15 protein-coding genes are annotated in these 16858 nt (G+C 56.1%); all 15 read right to left on the bottom strand.

The genetic code is table 11. From position 1 onward, the window contains the following. Positions 1 to 15: 15 nt before the first annotated feature. The 15 genes from csaB to F591_RS0116115 all read right to left on the bottom strand — a co-directional run bounded on the left by csaB (position 16) and on the right by F591_RS0116115 (position 16625). The gene (csaB, locus tag F591_RS0116185) at positions 16 to 1140 is read right to left on the bottom strand and encodes a polysaccharide pyruvyl transferase CsaB (protein ID WP_019535669.1); all 1125 of its coding nucleotides are present in this window, start codon (positions 1138 to 1140) and stop codon (positions 16 to 18) included. Continuing rightward, positions 1125 to 3173, bottom strand: coding sequence for a DUF5693 family protein (locus F591_RS0116180; protein WP_019535668.1), 2049 nt, complete (start codon positions 3171 to 3173; stop codon positions 1125 to 1127). Before F591_RS0116180 ends, csaB begins: the two co-directional genes overlap by 16 nt. 25 nt (positions 3174 to 3198) lie before the next feature. Next, positions 3199 to 4902 carry a phospho-sugar mutase gene (locus F591_RS0116175; protein WP_019535667.1) on the bottom strand — a complete coding sequence of 568 codons (1704 nt, stop codon included), beginning with the start codon at positions 4900 to 4902 and terminating at the stop codon, positions 3199 to 3201. A 108-nt stretch (positions 4903 to 5010) separates the two neighbouring features. Next, entirely contained in the window at positions 5011 to 5445 is a 435-nt protein-coding gene (gene fabZ / locus F591_RS0116170) for a 3-hydroxyacyl-ACP dehydratase FabZ (protein ID WP_019535666.1), read from the bottom strand. 153 nt (positions 5446 to 5598) lie between these two features. Beyond that, entirely contained in the window at positions 5599 to 6120 is a 522-nt protein-coding gene (locus tag F591_RS0116165; protein ID WP_019535665.1) for a CDP-alcohol phosphatidyltransferase family protein, read from the bottom strand. A 134-nt stretch (positions 6121 to 6254) separates the two neighbouring features. Next, positions 6255 to 6515, bottom strand: coding sequence for a DNA-directed RNA polymerase subunit beta (locus F591_RS0116160; protein WP_019535664.1), 261 nt, complete (start codon positions 6513 to 6515; stop codon positions 6255 to 6257). An 8-nt stretch (positions 6516 to 6523) separates the two neighbouring features. Further along, a complete protein-coding gene (locus F591_RS0116155; protein ID WP_019535663.1) occupies positions 6524 to 7393 on the bottom strand; it encodes a flagellar hook-basal body protein in 870 nt (289 codons plus the stop codon). Positions 7394 to 7444: 51 nt separating this feature from the next. Next, on the bottom strand, positions 7445 to 8338 hold the full coding sequence (locus F591_RS0116150) for a flagellar hook-basal body protein (RefSeq protein WP_019535662.1): 894 nt from the start codon (positions 8336 to 8338) through the stop codon (positions 7445 to 7447). 19 nt (positions 8339 to 8357) lie between these two features. Beyond that, a complete protein-coding gene (gene mreB / locus F591_RS0116145; protein ID WP_019535661.1) occupies positions 8358 to 9353 on the bottom strand; it encodes a rod shape-determining protein in 996 nt (331 codons plus the stop codon). A 256-nt stretch (positions 9354 to 9609) separates the two neighbouring features. After that, a complete protein-coding gene (gene spoIIID / locus F591_RS0116140) occupies positions 9610 to 9897 on the bottom strand; it encodes a sporulation transcriptional regulator SpoIIID (RefSeq protein ID WP_019535660.1) in 288 nt (95 codons plus the stop codon). Positions 9898 to 10109: 212 nt separating this feature from the next. After that, the gene (locus tag F591_RS0116135; RefSeq protein WP_019535659.1) at positions 10110 to 10844 is read right to left on the bottom strand and encodes a M23 family metallopeptidase; all 735 of its coding nucleotides are present in this window, start codon (positions 10842 to 10844) and stop codon (positions 10110 to 10112) included. A gap of 91 nt (positions 10845 to 10935) precedes the next feature. Then, entirely contained in the window at positions 10936 to 11967 is a 1032-nt protein-coding gene (gene spoIID, locus F591_RS0116130) for a stage II sporulation protein D (RefSeq protein WP_019535658.1), read from the bottom strand. 262 nt (positions 11968 to 12229) lie between these two features. Then, the gene (murA, locus tag F591_RS0116125; protein ID WP_019535657.1) at positions 12230 to 13555 is read right to left on the bottom strand and encodes a UDP-N-acetylglucosamine 1-carboxyvinyltransferase; all 1326 of its coding nucleotides are present in this window, start codon (positions 13553 to 13555) and stop codon (positions 12230 to 12232) included. Between the two features lie 181 nt (positions 13556 to 13736). Then, positions 13737 to 13988 (bottom strand): DUF1146 family protein, encoded by a 252-nt coding sequence (locus F591_RS0116120; protein ID WP_019535656.1) that lies wholly within the window; start codon positions 13986 to 13988, stop codon positions 13737 to 13739. 138 nt (positions 13989 to 14126) lie between these two features. Continuing rightward, positions 14127 to 16625: a S8 family serine peptidase gene (locus tag F591_RS0116115; protein ID WP_019535655.1), complete on the bottom strand. Its 2499-nt coding sequence runs from the start codon at positions 16623 to 16625 to the stop codon at positions 14127 to 14129. Positions 16626 to 16858: the final 233 nt, after the last annotated feature.

Genomic DNA, 16858 nt, shown 5'->3' with positions numbered 1-16858 from the left:
TTGCGTTTTCGTTCACTAACTATCCCGTCCTTTGCCATAGTAAGCCGCGATCCGCTCGGCCGGCGCCTGAGCTTCGCTTCTAAGACGGTCGATGACAGACCTCTTCTCGTCTCGCCAAGCCGGCGCTTTATCGTACAGCCGCAGCGCCTCGGCGGCCAGCGCCGCGGCATCGGGCGACGCTGTGCGGAAGCACGCCTTCATGCCAAGCCGGTTCAGGAACTGGTCAATCTTCGGATCGTAAGACACCCCGACCATGGGCACGAGCTGTCCCGCAGCATAGATCAAGGAATGCAGGCGCATGCCGATCAGCATGCGGCAGGCAGCAACCTCGGCCAGCATGTCCTGCGGATGAACGACGCCGGCAGCAACAGAAATCCGGTGATTGTAGCTTTCCCCCAGCCGTTCCTTCACATACATTGAAGCCGCTTCATCGGAAGGCAGATGGAACGGAAGGAAGCGGATGCTGGCGTCCGTCTGCTCCAGCAGCGCCTTCAGCCCGTCGGCGACGGCGTTGAGCTCGGAGCGGTCCTCGTTCCAATAACGGACGGAAACGCCTACTACAGTGTTCGGCGCTTCCGGGGTCTTTTGCGACGGTTGTCCGCTCCGCAGCGGAAGACCCATGACCGGATCGGGCACGACATGCACCTTCGCCCCGCTGATCCCCATTCGCTGCAGCAGTTCGGACGACTCTTGGTCTCGAACCGAGATCAAGGGACAGCGGTTAAATGCCGCACGAATCCAGCGGTAAAATATTTTGCGATGCACCGGCCCGATTCCTTGCGAATAAATGAATACCGGCTTGCCCATCCATTGGGCCAGCTTGATGACAGCCAAATAGTAAGGGATCGTCTTCGCGCTCGTCTCGTCCTGAAGCAGGCTGCCGCCGCCACTGATCAAACCGTCGGAGGTGCTGATCGCCCTCCATAATTCGGCCGGCCGCATGCGGTGAGCGGCTTCAACCCCGTAAGTGCGGCTCGTTTCCTCGGGATTGGCGGATAAGACGACCGGCACGAACTCGACGCCCTGCCGCTCCCCCTGCTCCTTAAGAGCCAGGAGTATGGACTGCAGGACCGCCTCGTCGCCGCTGTTGCGAAAGCCGTAGTAGCCGGACAGGACGATGCGCTTTACTTGAGAACCCATCGTCGCCAGCTCCTATCGACTATTTCCCAGGCAATGATCAGGACGAGGCCGATCGCGGTTCCCAGAAGCAGCCCGTACATAACCCGGATCGACGAAATGACCAAAGGCGTATGAAGATGGGCGAACGTATCGACAATCGACGCCTGCCCGATCACGCCGGCCAGAATGAGCAGCACGGCGCTGCGGTACTTCACGCAGAGGTAGGCTCCTAGCAGGAACAAAGGATGCGCCAGCAAAAACTCCTTGGTTCTTGGCCTTACTCCCATCGTATTTTCCAAATACGCCCGAAATACTCGCTCGATACCGGAAACTTGGCCCTCGTTGCCGGTCCGGGACAAATAATAGTAGCCGACTGCCGCCAGCACAGCGGCGACGACGACCCACAGCACGCTGATGTTCATCGCGAGCAGCTGCCGCGTTTTGCCGATGATGCCCGCATAGTTCGTCCGATCGCTGAACAGAAGCCAGAACAGAGCAACCAGCACGATCGGCGCCAAATGCAGCACGCTGACCCCCCGGAACTGATCCAGCACAAGCGAATACTGAATTTGATTGAGCAGGCCGACGATAAAGCAAATGCCGGTAGCCGAGACGACCGTTGCGCGCAGCAGCAGGAGGATCGCAAAAAACAGATTGGACCCGCCTCGTTGCTCCTCCTTCCGCCGCCTTGCCACTCGCACCGCCATCATCACCGCAATCGTCGGCGCGCAGGTACCGGCGCCTAAGGCGAGCGCCTGCGCGAATAAATGCGCGTTCATCGCATATAACCCGGCGGAACCGACCATACCGAGCAAAAACAGCGCCAGTACCGATTCGGGAACAAAGAATCCGACCGCGAGCGCAATCAAAGCAACGGCTCCGAGCCAAATGAACCCTTTGGCGATCGGCTGCCAGCCGGAATAAAGATCGTAGAAGCGCTCGGCAATGCCAAGCGTATAGCCGGCATGCTGGATGCGGTTCAGCGCACCGTCCGGCCCGTTCAACGCGTCGTAGATCGAATCGAGCGGATGGAGAATCATCGCTTTATCCGTGTTTTTCACGGCCCGCGCGTTCAAGAAAACCATCCGGATATTGCGGTCCTTCACCGCCAGCACCAGGCGGTCCGTCACACCTTGAATGCGCCCTTTCAGCTCTTCCTCGGTCAGGTTTTCGGTCAGCTTCTGGCCGTCTGCCTCCGTGAAGGAATGCAACCTCACGACATTATAATCGATTTTTTGCGCCAGCCGGTTGAAGCCGCGCTGAGGCGCCCGCTGCAGCTCGATCGCCGCCAGCCCGATGCCGTGTTTTTTCATCAGCTCGGCCATCTTGTCGATATTTTCCGGCTCGCTGTCGCTGACAAAGCCAGGCACCGTTTCGCCGTCGATGATAAACCGCTTGATGCCAAGCCGCTTGAATTCTCCGAGAAGGCGGTCCATTTGCGCTTCGTCGAAAGGACGGCGGTTGGACATGCGGACGACGAGATGGAAGCCCAGCTCCTTTAACTCCTGCATCGCGATCGGGTCCGGATCCATCGTCTTCATGAGCGCTTCGTCCATGGCCATCTCGATGATCATGCCAGGCTGATTTTTGTACGTCCATGGCCTGGTGCTCACATTCAAAGAAGTGAACGTCTGTTCAATCAGCGGCCGCAGCCTGGACTCCGTGCTTGCATCGGCAAACAGCAGATACGTATAGTTTTCGTTCGGAGAAACGGGAACCTGCGTCAAGGCTGTCGCTTCATGGCTCGTGTACAATTCGATGCGCCGGCTTTGCTTCAGCTCGTTCAGCGTCGATTCATAGACGGCCAAGGAGCGCACGCCGTTGTCTTTGATTTTCTTAAGGTGATCCAATATAAACTGCCGAGGATCGGTCTGCGTATCCGAAATTTCTATCAAATCGCGGTAGTCGAAAACAAATTCCACCTTGCGGGCAGTCTCGCTTTCCATTTGGTACCGCTCGAAAGCAATGGGCAGGGAGGCCAGCACACCGAGTATGACCAGCCCCCACAGCCATTTGATGGATCGTTGATTCCAACGCAAGTAACGGTTCCACACGATATAAAGTCACTCCCAGGCTTCGTTAAAATTGATCGACCCGGGACATGACGGTCTCGACGAGTCGGGTGAGAGCTGCGGCAGCTTCTTGACCGGTACGGGCGCGGACGGCAAAGTATACTTTGATTTTCGGCTCGGTACCCGAAGGGCGCAAGCAGAACCAGGATTCGTCCTCCAGCGTATATTTCAGCACATTTTCCTTCGGCAAGCCGTACAAGCCTTGCGAGAAGTCTTCGACCTTCGTAACGCGAAGACCATTCAGGTCGGCAGGAGGCTCGTTTCTCCAGGCCGTCATGATCGACTGAATTTTCTCCAGGCCGTCCTTGCCTTTCATCGTACGGGATTCCAGCTTTTCCAGGAAGTAGCCGTGCCGTTCATACAGCTCCTGCAGCACGTCATACAGCGTCTTGCCCTGGCTCTTGTAATAAGCGGCGGCTTCGCAAATGAGCATCGCGGCGACGACGGCGTCCTTATCGCGGGCATACGTTCCCGCCAGGTAACCGTAGCTCTCCTCGTAGCCGAACAGGAAGGAGCCTCCTCCTTCTCGCTCGTACTGCGTCATTTTCTCGCCGATATATTTAAAGCCTGTGAGGGTATTGACGACCCGCGCACCGTAGTGCTGAGCAATGACGGCCCCCATCTCGCTGGTCACGATCGTCTTGACCACGACGCCGTCGTTCGGAAGCTGTCCGCGCTCCTTGAGGCCGTTCAGCAAATAATCGACCATAATCGCACCGGATTGGTTCCCTGTCAGGACGAAATATTCGCCGCTCGCATCCTTCACGACAGCTCCCATCCGGTCGCAGTCCGGGTCGGTCCCGATAATTATATCGGCATCCCACGCCTTCGCCTCCTGAATGGCCAGGGCGAACGCGTCCTTCTCTTCGGGATTGGGCGACTTGACGGTAGAGAAATTGGCATCCGGCTTCTCCTGCGCCGCTACGGTCTTCACCTGGCTGAAACCGATCGTGGCAAGAGCCGCTCTGACCGGAAGATTGCCCGCTCCGTGCAGTGGAGTATACACAATCCGCATTTCGCTGCTCATGCGGGTGACGAGTTCTTGGTTTAAGCTGACAGCGGTGACGGCTTCAATGTAAGCTTTGTCCACGTTGTCGCCGATCCACTCTAGAAGCCCTTTCGCTTCGGCTTCTTCCCGGGACAGCTTCTTGACATCGGCAAAGCGCTGCACCCCGCGAATTTCGCCGATAACCCGCTCCGCTTCGTCCGGGACCAGCTGGCCGCCCGTCGCGTTGTACACTTTGTAGCCGTTGTATTCCGGAGGATTATGGCTGGCCGTGATGACGATCCCCGCGTCGGCCTGCAAATAGCGGACGGCAAACGACAGCTCGGGTGTCGGGCGCAGCGTCTCGAACACGTAAGCCTTGATCCCGTTGCCAGCCAATACTTTCGCCGTCTCCAGCGCAAATTCCGGCGACTGGTTCCGGGAGTCGTAAGCGATGACCACCGACAACGTCTCCTGCGGCTTGCCCAGCTTCAGCAAATATTGCGCCAACCCCTGCGTAGCCCGGCTGACCGTATAGACGTTCATCCGGTTGGTGCCGGCCCCGATGACTCCGCGCAAGCCTCCGGTTCCGAATTCCAAATCGCGGTAAAACCGGTCTTCGATCTCTTTCGGCTGATCGGCAATGGAACGAAGCTCGGCCTTCGTCGCCTCATCGACTGACGTATCGTTTAACCACAGCTCGTAATGCTCTTGCACGCGATTCATCGTCTCATCTCTCTCCTTCTCCTGCATTTTGTGTCTATAATATACGTATATACGATCCTGAATGGGGAAAAGCTCCGCGTCAGCGGATAGCCGGCAAGGATCAACTTTTCACTTATCCGGATCGGTGATCGCGAACATCAATTCTCCTTCCGCGACGACCCGGTCCCCGATCTTGGCCGTTGCCTGTCCTTTCCCGATCATGCCCTTCAGACGAGTGATTTCAACCTCTAAAGTCAGCGTATCCCCCGGGAAGACTTGCCCCCTAAATCGGGCATTGTCGATGCCGGCGAACAAAGCGAGCTTGCCTCTGAGCGCTTCCGATTGCAGCATGGCCACAGCGCCTACCTGGGCCAGCGCTTCAATGATCAAGACGCCCGGCATAACGGGATACTGCGGAAAATGTCCGGCAAAAAAAGGCTCGTTTATCGTAACATTCTTGATCCCTTTGGCGCGAACGCCCGCTTCGACCTCCTCAATGCGGTCGACCAGCAGGAAAGGATAGCGGTGGGGAATGATCTCTTGAATCTGCCTAGCGTTTAGCATAGAATTGTCTCCTCCCGGATGGTATAAAAACGAAGCCATCAACTTACAATAACGAATGTCCCTTCACGATCTGCAGTAGTGAAGGGTTGAGATAAGGGAGCTTATGGCTCAGCCGCCAAAACAATGCCGGTTGGGGCATAAGCTCTTTTCCCTTCACGAGTCGATCTGCTTGCTGTTCAAGTGGGCAAACTGCAAGATGTATATGGCCGAGGCCACAAAGGAAACCGTAATGACGAACCATAAATAATGCTGAGCATAAGGCATTTGAAAAACAAGCATCCACACGGCGATATAATAAAGAACGGTCGTGAGCTTCCCGAGCACATTGGCCGGTACGGTCTTTTTCCCGCGAAAATGAAAGAACGCCGAACCTACGATCATCCCCGCATCCCTTAAAAACATCGCCGCCGCCGCTTCCCACGAAATCAGACGAGAGATAACGAGCGATACGATGACGGTGATCATCATCATTTTATCTGCGAGCGGATCCAACATGCTGCCGAGGGAAGTCATCTGCCCCCGCTTTCTGGCGATATGTCCGTCCAGCACATCCGTCAAGCCTGCCAGCAGCAGGATGCAGAAAGCGCTTTTGATATAGCCGGCTGCGAACACGAACCAGTACACGGGAATTAGCAAAAATCGGCACATGGTCAGCATGTTGGGCACATTCCACATGTCTTTTCCCCCTTATAGCGTACCTCATGGAACGGTTCTTGCCAGGAGCGGGTTTCATCCATACATTATACCTTTATAAGGAAAAAAATAAAACTCCCTGTCCGGGAGTCCTTCTGTTCTACATGCAAAACAGCTTATGATTCCGCGAACACCAAATCCAGCAGATGCCGCCACGTATCAAGCCGCAGCAAGTCTCCCGCACTGGCATTCCCGAATTGGACGTATCCGATCGTCAGCCCCAGAGCCAGCGCCAGCAAACAAGAGAACGGAAACCACGTCCAACGGAATGTGCCGCGAACGATCCTCTTCCAACCGGCGCCGCCTTTCGGTGACGGCTTCTTTCCCTGCTGTCTGCCCATCCCGCTCACCTCTTCGGCTTCCTTAACAATCTTCATCGCTCCGCTTAGCCCCGCAAGCTGTTGGCGAGTCCCAGCATTTGGTCCGCCGAAGCAAGCGCTCGGGAATTCAATTGATAGGCGCGCTGAACCATGGACAGCTCGGTCAGCTCGTCCGCCAGAACGACGTTGGATTGCTCCAGATAGCCCTGCTGCACCGTAATGGGATCGATGGCGTTGTTATCCTCATTGACCGTCTGAAGAATAGTTTCGCGAATTTCAGGAGTAATGTCGGCCGGAAGCGTATATAAATTGTCGCCCAGCTGCTCCAGCAATTGCGGCCGCACGGCGCGAACCAGCTTAAGCTGCCCGACTTCGACCGGTTCCGCGAACTCGTCGGCATCGTCGTATGCCATAATCATCCCGTCTTCCCGAACCTGTATTCGGTGATTCGCCGGAATGCGCATCGGCTCGGAACCGTCGTTGAGGACGAAATGCCCGTCCTTCGTGAGCAAAAACATACTTTCCGGATCTTCCGGGTCTACTCCCAGTTTGAAAGAGCCGTCGCGAGTCCAACGGATCTGCTGAACAGGCTCGTCATTCTCGTTGAGCATCACGGCTGCAATCTCGAACAGGCCTGCCCCGTGAATGGCCAAATCAAGCGGATTATTCGTCTCTTTCAGCGTGCCTTGAGCCATGTTCAGCTCAGCCTGCACAAGCTTGGCGCCCCAACCGTAATTGTATCCGAGCGGAGTCATGCGGCCTTCCCGGGCGAAGCCCTGCGGCTGCTGCCTGACGCTGGTGAGCACGTCCTGAAAGGATGCTTCCTTCCTTTTATAGCCGGTTGTATTCGTATTGGCGATATTATTGGAGACGAGGTCCAGCTTCTGCTGCAGCGCCTGTATCGAAACCGCCGCGTTGATCATCGAATGGTTCATGAACGAATCCTCCTGGCTTTAACTTCCACGTCAAACCGGCAGCTATACGAATCAGACGCGGCCGACTTCGTTAACCGCCTTGTCCATGCTGCGGTCGTAGAACTGAATGACCTTCTGGTTGGCCTCATAAGCGCGAAGCGCCGACATCATATCGACCATCGATTGCGCCGCATCGACATTGGAGCGCTCCATAAAGCCCTGCCTAACCTCCACCCGGTCTTCCGCTTCAACCGGACGGGCCTGCCCGCCGTCATTCAGACGATACAGCCCGTTGCCTTCGCGCACCAATTGATTCGGATTCTCGATTCGGGTAAGCAGCAGGTTTACCGGCTCGCCGCTGGCGCCAATGATCGGTTCGCCGTCAGCGTCCACAAATAGCCCCGTATTCGTAATGCGGAAATTGACAATCGGCAGGTCCGTCCCCGGCTCAAGCAGAACGATCGGCTGCCCGTCCCGGCCAAGCACCGGATTGCCTTCCGAATCGATCATCTGACCTTGCGCGTTGACAGAAAACTTGCCGTTCAACGAATATCGCTGCTCTCCCTGAGCATTGAGCACCGTAAAGAACGCTTGCGGCCGAGCGATGCGCTGGCCGTCCTCGCCCACGTAATGGCCGGATGCGTCGAATACGGCTCCAGGCACCTCCATGTCGGAGAGGATGGCAAAATCAAACGGATTGTTCGTCTCCACAATGTCGCCGCGGGCATGCAGCGACACGTTCTCCTCCGCCATCACGCCGGTATGGATCCCTCCGATCGGCACGGACAAGGGATCGTGTTCGCCCCCTCGCGTACGAGCGATGAGCATCTCGGGGAACGAGCGGTTGATTGCGTTGCCCTGCTTGAAGCCCGGCGTATTGATGTTGGCAATATTGTTCGTGACGACATCGTGCCTTCGCTGCTGGGCAATCATCCCGGATGCAGCCGTGTACAGCCCTCTCAGCATGGTTATCCTCCCATTCCGGCTAGATTTTGATCTTCGATACTTTATCCAGGTTGTCCAACATAATACCTGTCCCGCGGACGACGCAGCTCATCGGATCCTCCGCGATCAAGACGGGAACCTTGAGCTCTTCGGCCAACAGCTGGTCGATGCCGTGCAGCAGCGCTCCGCCTCCCGTCAAAATGACGCCGCGATCGATAATATCGGCCGCCAGCTCCGGAGGAGTCCGCTCGAGCACACTCTTGGCGGCGGCTACGATCGCCGATACCGGCTCGGCGAGCGCCTCCTGAATTTCGCGGGAGTGAATCGTAATCGTGAGCGGCAGGCCGGTGACCATATCCCGCCCGCGAATATCCATCGTCTCATTCCGGTCGTCAAACACCGTTGCGATCTGAATTTTGATATTTTCGCTTGTCCGTTCGCCGATCAGCAGCTTATATTTGCTTTTGATATACTTCATGATAGCGGAGTCGAACTTGTCCCCCGCAATCTTGATGGAGGATGAAGTTACGATATCGCCCATCGACAATACCGCCACATCGGTCGTCCCCCCGCCGATATCGACGACCATGTTGCCGCTCGGCTGAAAAATATCCATACCGGCGCCGATCGCCGCCGCCTTCGGCTCTTCCTGGAGGTAGACATCGCGGGCGCCGCAGCGTTCCGCCGCTTCGCGAATCGCTTTTTGCTCGACGGAGGTAATGTTCGTCGGAGCGCAGATGAGCACGCGCGGGTGGTTGTACCACTTCTTCCCGCCCACTTTGTTTATGAAATACTTCAACATCATTTCGGTAATATCGAAGTCGGCGATAACCCCTTCCCTCAACGGGCGAATGGCAATGATATTGCCGGGGGTTCGGCCCACCATGCGGCGAGCCTCTTCGCCAACCGCAAGCACCTTCTTCGTTTCGCTCTCAATCGCGACGACGGACGGCTCATCCAAGACAACGCCGCGGCCCTTCACATGGATAAGGACGTTCGCTGTCCCGAGATCGATGCCAATGTCCTTGCTCAACATCTCGAATACATCCTCCCTAAACCTACCGTCCATGGCTGCTATGCTAGAAGCGGATTATTTCCATTATATCCATCGCTATAAACATTTCGCCATAAAAATAAAAATTCCTCTTTTTTCTGCTATATATTCGACAAGAATCGTTTCGTCCATCCGTTTCGGTCGGCGGGGTGATCGTACCGCGGGCGTTCCATCCGGCAGCCGCACGGTACGATAAGCGGGAAAGCGCTATCCGTTCGTCATTTCGTCCTAAGCTGAATTATTTTACGGTAACCAGCTTCTCCTGCGGTTTAGGATTCCGTGTCTTGCGGTACTTGATCTTCGTCGCTTCTCCTCCGCGCAGGTGACGAATCGATTTGTGATATTCCAAAATATGCTTTACCTGATTCGCAAGCTCCGGGTTGATTTCCGGCAGACGTTCCGTCAGATCCTTGTGCACCGTACTTTTGGAAACTCCGAATTCCTTAGCTATGGTGCGAACCGTATGCTTGGTCTCGACCAGGCAGCGGCCGATCTTGATGGTTCGCTCCTTGATGTAATCGTGCACTCCCCTCGCCTCCCTACTCGAGTTAGTTTGGTACATTATATGAGGGGGCTTTGCTTATATTCGCTGTAACCAAGCCTGACAAGCCCAAACGGACGATTTATTTTCACGGGACGAGCTGCCTAAAAAGGAGGAAAAGCAACAAAAAAGGCAGAAGCTTCAGCATATGCCTCGACTCTGCCTAGATTTAGACTAATTATATCTGTATGTTTATATTACTCCTGCCCCAAATACTGTTCGGGGTTGACGGCGGGGCCGTCTTGTCCTTGACGCAGCTCGAAGTGAAGGTGAACGCCCTGCTCCTTCTCCAGCTCGTTGCGTCCGGCCTTGGCGATTACATCGCCCTGCTTGACCTCGTCATCCTTGGCCACATGGACTTCGCCCAAGCTTTGATAGACCGATACCAGGCCGTTGCTGTGGGTGATTTCCACCAGATTGCCGACCAGCGGATGGTTCTTCTCGACTGCCGTTACTTTGCCGCTCATCACGGCCAACACATCGAACGGCTCATTGTCCGGGCGGGAGAAATCCATGCCCATGTGAGGCGTGAACTCGTCGCCGTATTCGACCAACGCCGCTTGTCTGGCTTCATTCGATGCGTTTTTGTCAAAATACTGCAGGACGACATCCAGCTCGTTCTTGTCGGCAAACGGCCACTGCATCTTCTCCGGCGCGGCGTTCGTCGGCAAGGACTCGGGACCGCTCACGTTGTCCGTTACTGCCTGGCTGTTTACGGCGAGATCATCTTTCGTCGATGTGCCATAATCCTGATACACCCACATTAACGTTAAGATGATTGCCGCTGCTGCCATGTACATCGCCGGGAATACCCATTTTTTGCCCAGGAGTCTCTTCCAGGTGAACGATGTGCTTTGCGGCGGATTTTTCGCTCCTTCGTTCGATTGAGGAGCTTGCTGTTCCTTCTGCAAATCTCTTTTTTGCTCTTCCATTTGTTATCACCTCGCTAACCATTGTTACCAGGTTAACGAGATTTATACGCGGGCAAACCTACTTTTTAGGGATTTTTTGCAAGCCGTAGAGTCATAACTTCGAAATCTTCACCCCGGTGTAATAATGCTTGACGATGTCCTCAGCCTTGCTCCCTTCCTTGGCCATTCCGTTGGCTCCGTATTGGCTCATGCCGACTCCGTGACCGTAGCCCGTCGTCGTAATATGCAGCTCGTCGCCCTGCCATTCCCATTGAAAATGAGCCGAATTCAGTCCCAACTTCTCGCGGAACTCCCGGCCGCTGAACGTTTTTCCTCCAACCGAAACGCTCTTGACCCGGCCGCTGGCCGTAAACCCCAGCACCTTGAGCCCCTTGGATGCCCCGGACGATACCGGCACGATGCCGCTGAGTCCAAGCCGGCGCTGCAGCTCCCGGTTGGAGAAGACGACCTTTTCCGTAAAGCGCGGCGACAATCCGGCATCCCAAGGGCTGGGAACGCTGCGCAAATACGGATAATACGTGCCCCAATAGTCCTCCGAGTTCTCCGTATATCCGTTGCTGGTCGAGAAAAAAACGGCTTCGATGGGCTGATCCTCGTACGTCAGAATAAGCCCCTCTGTTTCACGGACGACACGCCGCAGCTTGTCCATATTGCGCTCGAACGATGCGGCGGGCCAACGATTCTTCAGTTCGCTGTCGGTGACATACGCCTGGTGCGCCACCGTATCCGTCACCCAGGCGTTCGATGCCGCTTGACCTCCTGCGTCCGGGTTCAGCGAGCGGCGGATAATATACGTGCGGGCAGCTATTGCCTGCGCCTTCAGCGCTTCCAGCTCAAACTCGATCGGCATCTCCGCGGCGACGACCCCGCGCACATAATCTTCCAACGGCACCTCTTCTACCCGCTTCACTTGAGCGAGATACACCGGCACGATCCGTTGCTGCGGGGTGCTTCGTTCCGCGCCTTGGGGCGAGGGCATTTCGGAATAGCCGGGAACCGGAGAGTCCGGCTTCGTCTGAACCAGCAGGATCGGCGCCAGCACAACGACAGCGGCAAAGCTCGCAAACCATACGGCGAGCCAACGGATCCAGGGCTTGTGCTTCGAAGGCAAACGATACCTCATGCAGCGTTCCTCCATCGTTTCTGTTCAGGCGCTTCATTAAAGCCTCGGAACTGGAGCCTATTCCCGCGGGCGGTCTTCCGCCGGCCGCCTGTTCGGCAGCTACCATTATCTTATGAGCTAGACATATAGAATAGAACCGATGGAAGGCTCCCCAGGCAAGGGGCGGTGCAGCCGCCGGAGCTTTGCCCGTTCATGCCAAAAAAAGCTATCGTGCCAGAAGTCCGCTCTGGTACGATAGCTTTCGGATCGTATAACTTGGCTGTTACGCCAGACTTGGCTGTACGGCAAACAATGTCATCGGAGCTTCTTCCTCCTGCTCTTCCACAACCTCCGGCGTAATGCGCCGAATATCCGCGCCGAGCAGTTGAAGCTTGTCGGCGATGCCGACATAGCCGCGGTCAATGTGATGCACGCCGGTAATCACGGTCTCGCCTTCGGCGGCCAAAGCCGCCAGAATGAGGGCCGCTCCCGCCCGCAGATCGGTCGCGCACACGTTAGCGCCGCGAAGACGGCTCCCGCCGCTGATGATCGCCGTTCGCCCGTCCACTTTAATCTGCGCGTTCATGTTGAGGAATTGCTCCACATGCATGAAGCGGTTTTCAAACACCGTCTCGGTAACGACGCTGGTTCCATCCGCCTGCAGCAATAGCGCCATCATTTGCGACTGCATATCGGTCGGAAACCCCGGATAAGGCAGCGTCTTCACGTCCACCGCCTTGAGCGGGCTATCGCTATACACGCGCAGGCCGTTCTCGTCTTCCTCGAACTGAACGCCCATCTCCTGCATTTTGGAGATGACCGGCCTTAAGTGATCGGCGATAGCGCCTTCCACATACAAATCGCTCCGAGTAATTGCCGCCGCAATCATGTATGTACCCGCTTCAATGCGGTCCGGTATAACAGTATGTACGGCCCCGCTCAATCGCTCCACGCCATCGATGCGGATCAGTCCCGTCCCCGCACCGCGGATTTTCGCGCCCATCGCATTGAGATAGTTGGCCAAATCGACGATTTCCGGTTCCTTGGCGGCGTTCTCGATCAGCGTCGTTCCGTCCGCCAGCGCCGCAGCCATCATGATATTTTCCGTCGCTCCGACACTGGCCACGTCCAAGTAGATTTTGGCGCCTTTAAGCTTTCCGCGAACCTTGGCCTCGATATAACCTTGCCCAAGCTCGATCTCCGCGCCCATCGCTTCGAAGCCTTTGAGATGCTGGTCGATCGGCCTCGTTCCGATCGCACATCCGCCTGGCAAGGAAATGCGAGCATGTCCCATCCGGGCCAGTAAAGGTCCCATTACAAGAAAAGATGCCCTCATTTTGCGGACCAAATCGTAAGACGCCTCGCAGGTGGATATGCGCTCTGCCGTCACCCGCACCGTCTCGTTTTTATATTCGACCTCAACACCAAGACTTTGCAATACCTGATTCATCACCAGCACATCATCCAACGGAGGAGCGTCGTGGATGACGCTGGTTCCCTCGGCTCCAAGAAGGGATGCTGCAATAATCGGCAAAACGGCATTTTTGGCGCCGTGAATCCTGACTCTGCCGGATAGTCGTTTGCCGCCGCGGACGATTATTTTGCTCATCATGGTCCCCCTCCGCGCTTTTCTCGTCCTGTAACTTTACTAGTTTAACATTGAACATGGGGCTTTACAATCGTCAATCGTTCCGCCGGTTCGAGATATACTATTCGAAGTATATGCTGCCTTAACGGCGGTTGTACTATCCATTGTTGACAAAATTCCCCGCCATTATTCGAGTTTCTTCTTAAAACATCCCCGGCAGCCAGGAGGACCATTGGAAATAATCGATAATAAACCTGGCAATCTGATACCCGAGGGCAACGGACAAAAAAACCTGCAGCAGCTTCGCCTGCGCGCTCCTTGGATTTTTGAGCGCGGCCTCCAGGCGGAGCGACTGCAGCACCCACCAGGAGAAGCCGATGCATATCAATGAGACGACAATATTCAGCAAGCCGTTTAAGCCCATAGTGCTTTGCATTTGATCATAATAATCCATTTCGGTCGTTTCCCCCCGTTTTCGGCAATAGCTTGATTCGCCCGGCTCGCCATTTCTGCAGCATGCTCAAGGAAACGGCGGGATCCGCCTCATCCGAATGCGAACGGAACACTTTCGATGGGCGGACGGTCAGCCGCATTACCGCTTTCGAAGAATGTTGCTGAGCAGCACGACCAATTCGGCTCGGGTCGCCTGCTGATCCGGCCGGTACGAACCGTCCGGGTACCCCCCGATCCAGCCTTCCGCCTTCATCTGCTTGAGCAGCGGCGTACCCCAATAGTCATTGTCCACATCGTTAAAAGGCACGGCCCCCCGGCTCTTGCCCGACATATTCAGGCTGCGGGCCAGCATGGCGGTCATCTCCATCCGGGTCACCGGTTGATCCGGAGCAAAGGTGCCGTCCGGGTAACCATCAATAATTCCTGCATGCGAAGCTCTGGCGATAAAGGAATATGCCCAATGCCCGGCCGAAATGTCCCGGTAGCTGATTCCTCGTTCGTTCGTCAGCCCGAATGCCCGCGACAGCACAGCCGTCGTCTCGGCCCGGGTAATGGGGCGATCCGGCCGGAACGTATAATCGCCGTATCCTTCAAGCACCTTGCTCTCTCCCAGTTCGAGGATCGCCTTCTCCGCCCAGTGCCCCTTGATATCCGCATATCCGCCGACAAGCGGCCTGGCCTTAACCTTCAATTGGTACATCCGGTTGTCGAACGCCCGATCGGCATCGAGACGAATATAGTACGTGCCGGGGCTCAGCCGGTTGGACAGCTTTTGCGAGCTTGTGCCCGAAGCGTTCTTCGCGGCAGCGATCGGCTCCATGCTTCGATTGAGCAGCTGCATGTTCATCCGGACCGGTGAAGGAATATTGCTAAGCTGTACCTCCGCCAAACTCTCTTCCTCGAGGCTGAACTGGAACCAATCGATATCTCCCGCCGGATCGATCAGCCCTTCGTACGACGTGTCGAGCGTCATCGTCGTCGCCTGATACGAATGGTCGTTCGGCTCGTTCGGATCGGTCAGGCGGGCATCATATTCGATCTGCAGCGTATATTCCCCGACGATCGGGTTCGCATATTCCTTCACATTGCTGACCTTGATAAAATAACTTCCCGGGAACACTTCCGGCAAATAATAGGTCTCCGTCTTGCCATCGCCGACCGAATCGACGACAATCGCTTTGCCCCCTTGTTTTTGAATCGTCAGCACCGGATCGATCCGGGCCGTATCCACGCTGAGCCGAATCCGCAGCGACCCCGATTGAGGGACGGGAAATTCGAACCAATCGGCGTCATTGCTTTGATGGAATGTTCCGACATACGTCCCGGATCGGGACGGCAGCACGAACGCTTTATACTGCTTGTCGTTATTTTCGAACGGGTCGGCATAAATATTGAAGGACGTCGTTAGCGTGTAAGGAACTTCGCGCTGCACGTTGTGGTTGGCCAGCCTGAGCTGGACGTAGCCGCGCCCCTTCGTCGCCGCAAGCGCTACGCTTTGTCCGCCGGCGACGATGTGGCTGGTCAGCGTACCTGCGGCATCCGTATGCTGCAAGGAGAACCTCCCATCAGGAGAGGCATCCAGCTTGACGCGAATGGTGCCGTCATACGGCGCATCGATATAAAACCAATCCGTATCCGCACTTCCCGCGAGCGTGGCGTTCACCCTCTGGCTGATCGACAGCGCTTTGGCCAAATCCTTGCGGTCATTCGGTTCATACATATCCCGCACAAACGTTTCCTTCAGGGCCCGGTCCGCCTGCAGCAGACCGAAGCCGGTAGCCGGATTCCAAATCTCCTCGCCCAAACGTTGCGCCGACTGGCGAATCAATTGGCGAACTTCACCCGCTTTCAGCTGAGGGTTCTGGCTCCAGATCAGAGCGGCGACAGCCGCTACCTGAGGCGCCGCCATGGACGTGCCGTCCTTGTATTCGTAGTCGCCTCCCATGGCCGTCGTAAATACGTTCCACGGAGCGACCACGTCGACCTCCGGGCCGGAATTGGAGCGCGGATCGGCTTCCCCCGCGCGAGACAAGCCGCCGACCCCGAGGACGGTCGGATAGGCGGCCGGATACTGGACGCTGTTCCCGTCGTTGCCGGTCGCGGCAACAAGCAGCACATCGTTCGCTTCGGCGTAATCGACAATCTCCTGCATATAATCGGAATATTTGTTCAAGCCCAGCGACAATACGACGATCTTGGCACCGTTGTCGATCGCATAGCGGATGCCTTCGCCGAGCTTCTGCTCGCCGCCCGTGCCGTCTGCTTCCAACGCTTTGATCGGCATCATTTTGGCCTTCCAGAGAATCCCCGCGACCCCCCGGTCATTATTGCCGACCGCGGCGATGACTCCGGCGACATTCGTGCCGTGGCCGTTATCGTCCTCCGGCGGCGCCCCTTCCTGAATCAGATTTTTGCCGGCAACGAGATTCGGCTCCAGGTCGGGATGATCCAGATCGACACCCGTATCGACGATAGCGATAATCATATCCCGATTCTCGCGGGCGATATCCCATGCCTCCTGGGCGTGGATTGTACGAAGATAATCTTGTTTTTCCGCAAACGGGTCATTGGCTACCGCAGCATAAACAGGCGCCGCAAACGCTATCAGCAGAAGCAAGCCCGCCAGCGCCGCCAGCATGCTGTCCATCCTTTTGCTATATGTTGTCCCTGGAAGTTTCATAGCCCCTGCGCCTCGCTTGTGAATTAACATCTTCTCTCATTCTATAGGTTGGACCGGAACATGCGCAACTGGAATCCGCGCCCTCCCTTCCCATGAAGTAGATTGTTCGTGAAATTGTAATAATACCGTCTATGAAACCGGTAAACCGGCCTCAGCCTCGCAGATACGCAATGCGAAAAGCCCGGCACGCA

This window comes from Paenibacillus ginsengihumi DSM 21568, from assembly GCF_000380965.1.
Taxonomy (GTDB): domain Bacteria; phylum Bacillota; class Bacilli; order Paenibacillales; family NBRC-103111; genus Paenibacillus_G; species Paenibacillus_G ginsengihumi.
The sequence above is the reverse complement of the archived record's forward strand: the minus strand, read 5'-3'. Positions and strand labels throughout refer to the sequence as shown.

What these genes read in the sequence shown, in the direction of transcription:
- csaB (WP_019535669.1), bottom strand. Translation starts at nt 1,140, where the DNA reads ATGGGTTCTCAAGTAAAGCGCATCGTCCTGTCCGGCTACTACGGCTTT.
- F591_RS0116175 (WP_019535667.1), bottom strand. Translation starts at nt 4,902, where the DNA reads ATGAATCGCGTGCAAGAGCATTACGAGCTGTGGTTAAACGATACGTCA.
- fabZ (WP_019535666.1), bottom strand. Translation starts at nt 5,445, where the DNA reads ATGCTAAACGCTAGGCAGATTCAAGAGATCATTCCCCACCGCTATCCT.
- F591_RS0116165 (WP_019535665.1), bottom strand. Translation starts at nt 6,120, where the DNA reads ATGTGGAATGTGCCCAACATGCTGACCATGTGCCGATTTTTGCTAATT.
- F591_RS0116160 (WP_019535664.1), bottom strand. Translation starts at nt 6,515, where the DNA reads ATGAAGATTGTTAAGGAAGCCGAAGAGGTGAGCGGGATGGGCAGACAG.
- F591_RS0116155 (WP_019535663.1), bottom strand. Translation starts at nt 7,393, where the DNA reads ATGAACCATTCGATGATCAACGCGGCGGTTTCGATACAGGCGCTGCAG.
- F591_RS0116150 (WP_019535662.1), bottom strand. Translation starts at nt 8,338, where the DNA reads ATGCTGAGAGGGCTGTACACGGCTGCATCCGGGATGATTGCCCAGCAG.
- mreB (WP_019535661.1), bottom strand. Translation starts at nt 9,353, where the DNA reads ATGTTGAGCAAGGACATTGGCATCGATCTCGGGACAGCGAACGTCCTT.
- F591_RS0116135 (WP_019535659.1), bottom strand. Translation starts at nt 10,844, where the DNA reads ATGGAAGAGCAAAAAAGAGATTTGCAGAAGGAACAGCAAGCTCCTCAA.
- spoIID (WP_019535658.1), bottom strand. Translation starts at nt 11,967, where the DNA reads ATGAGGTATCGTTTGCCTTCGAAGCACAAGCCCTGGATCCGTTGGCTC.
- murA (WP_019535657.1), bottom strand. Translation starts at nt 13,555, where the DNA reads ATGAGCAAAATAATCGTCCGCGGCGGCAAACGACTATCCGGCAGAGTC.
- F591_RS0116120 (WP_019535656.1), bottom strand. Translation starts at nt 13,988, where the DNA reads ATGGATTATTATGATCAAATGCAAAGCACTATGGGCTTAAACGGCTTG.
- F591_RS0116115 (WP_019535655.1), bottom strand. Translation starts at nt 16,625, where the DNA reads ATGCTGGCGGCGCTGGCGGGCTTGCTTCTGCTGATAGCGTTTGCGGCG.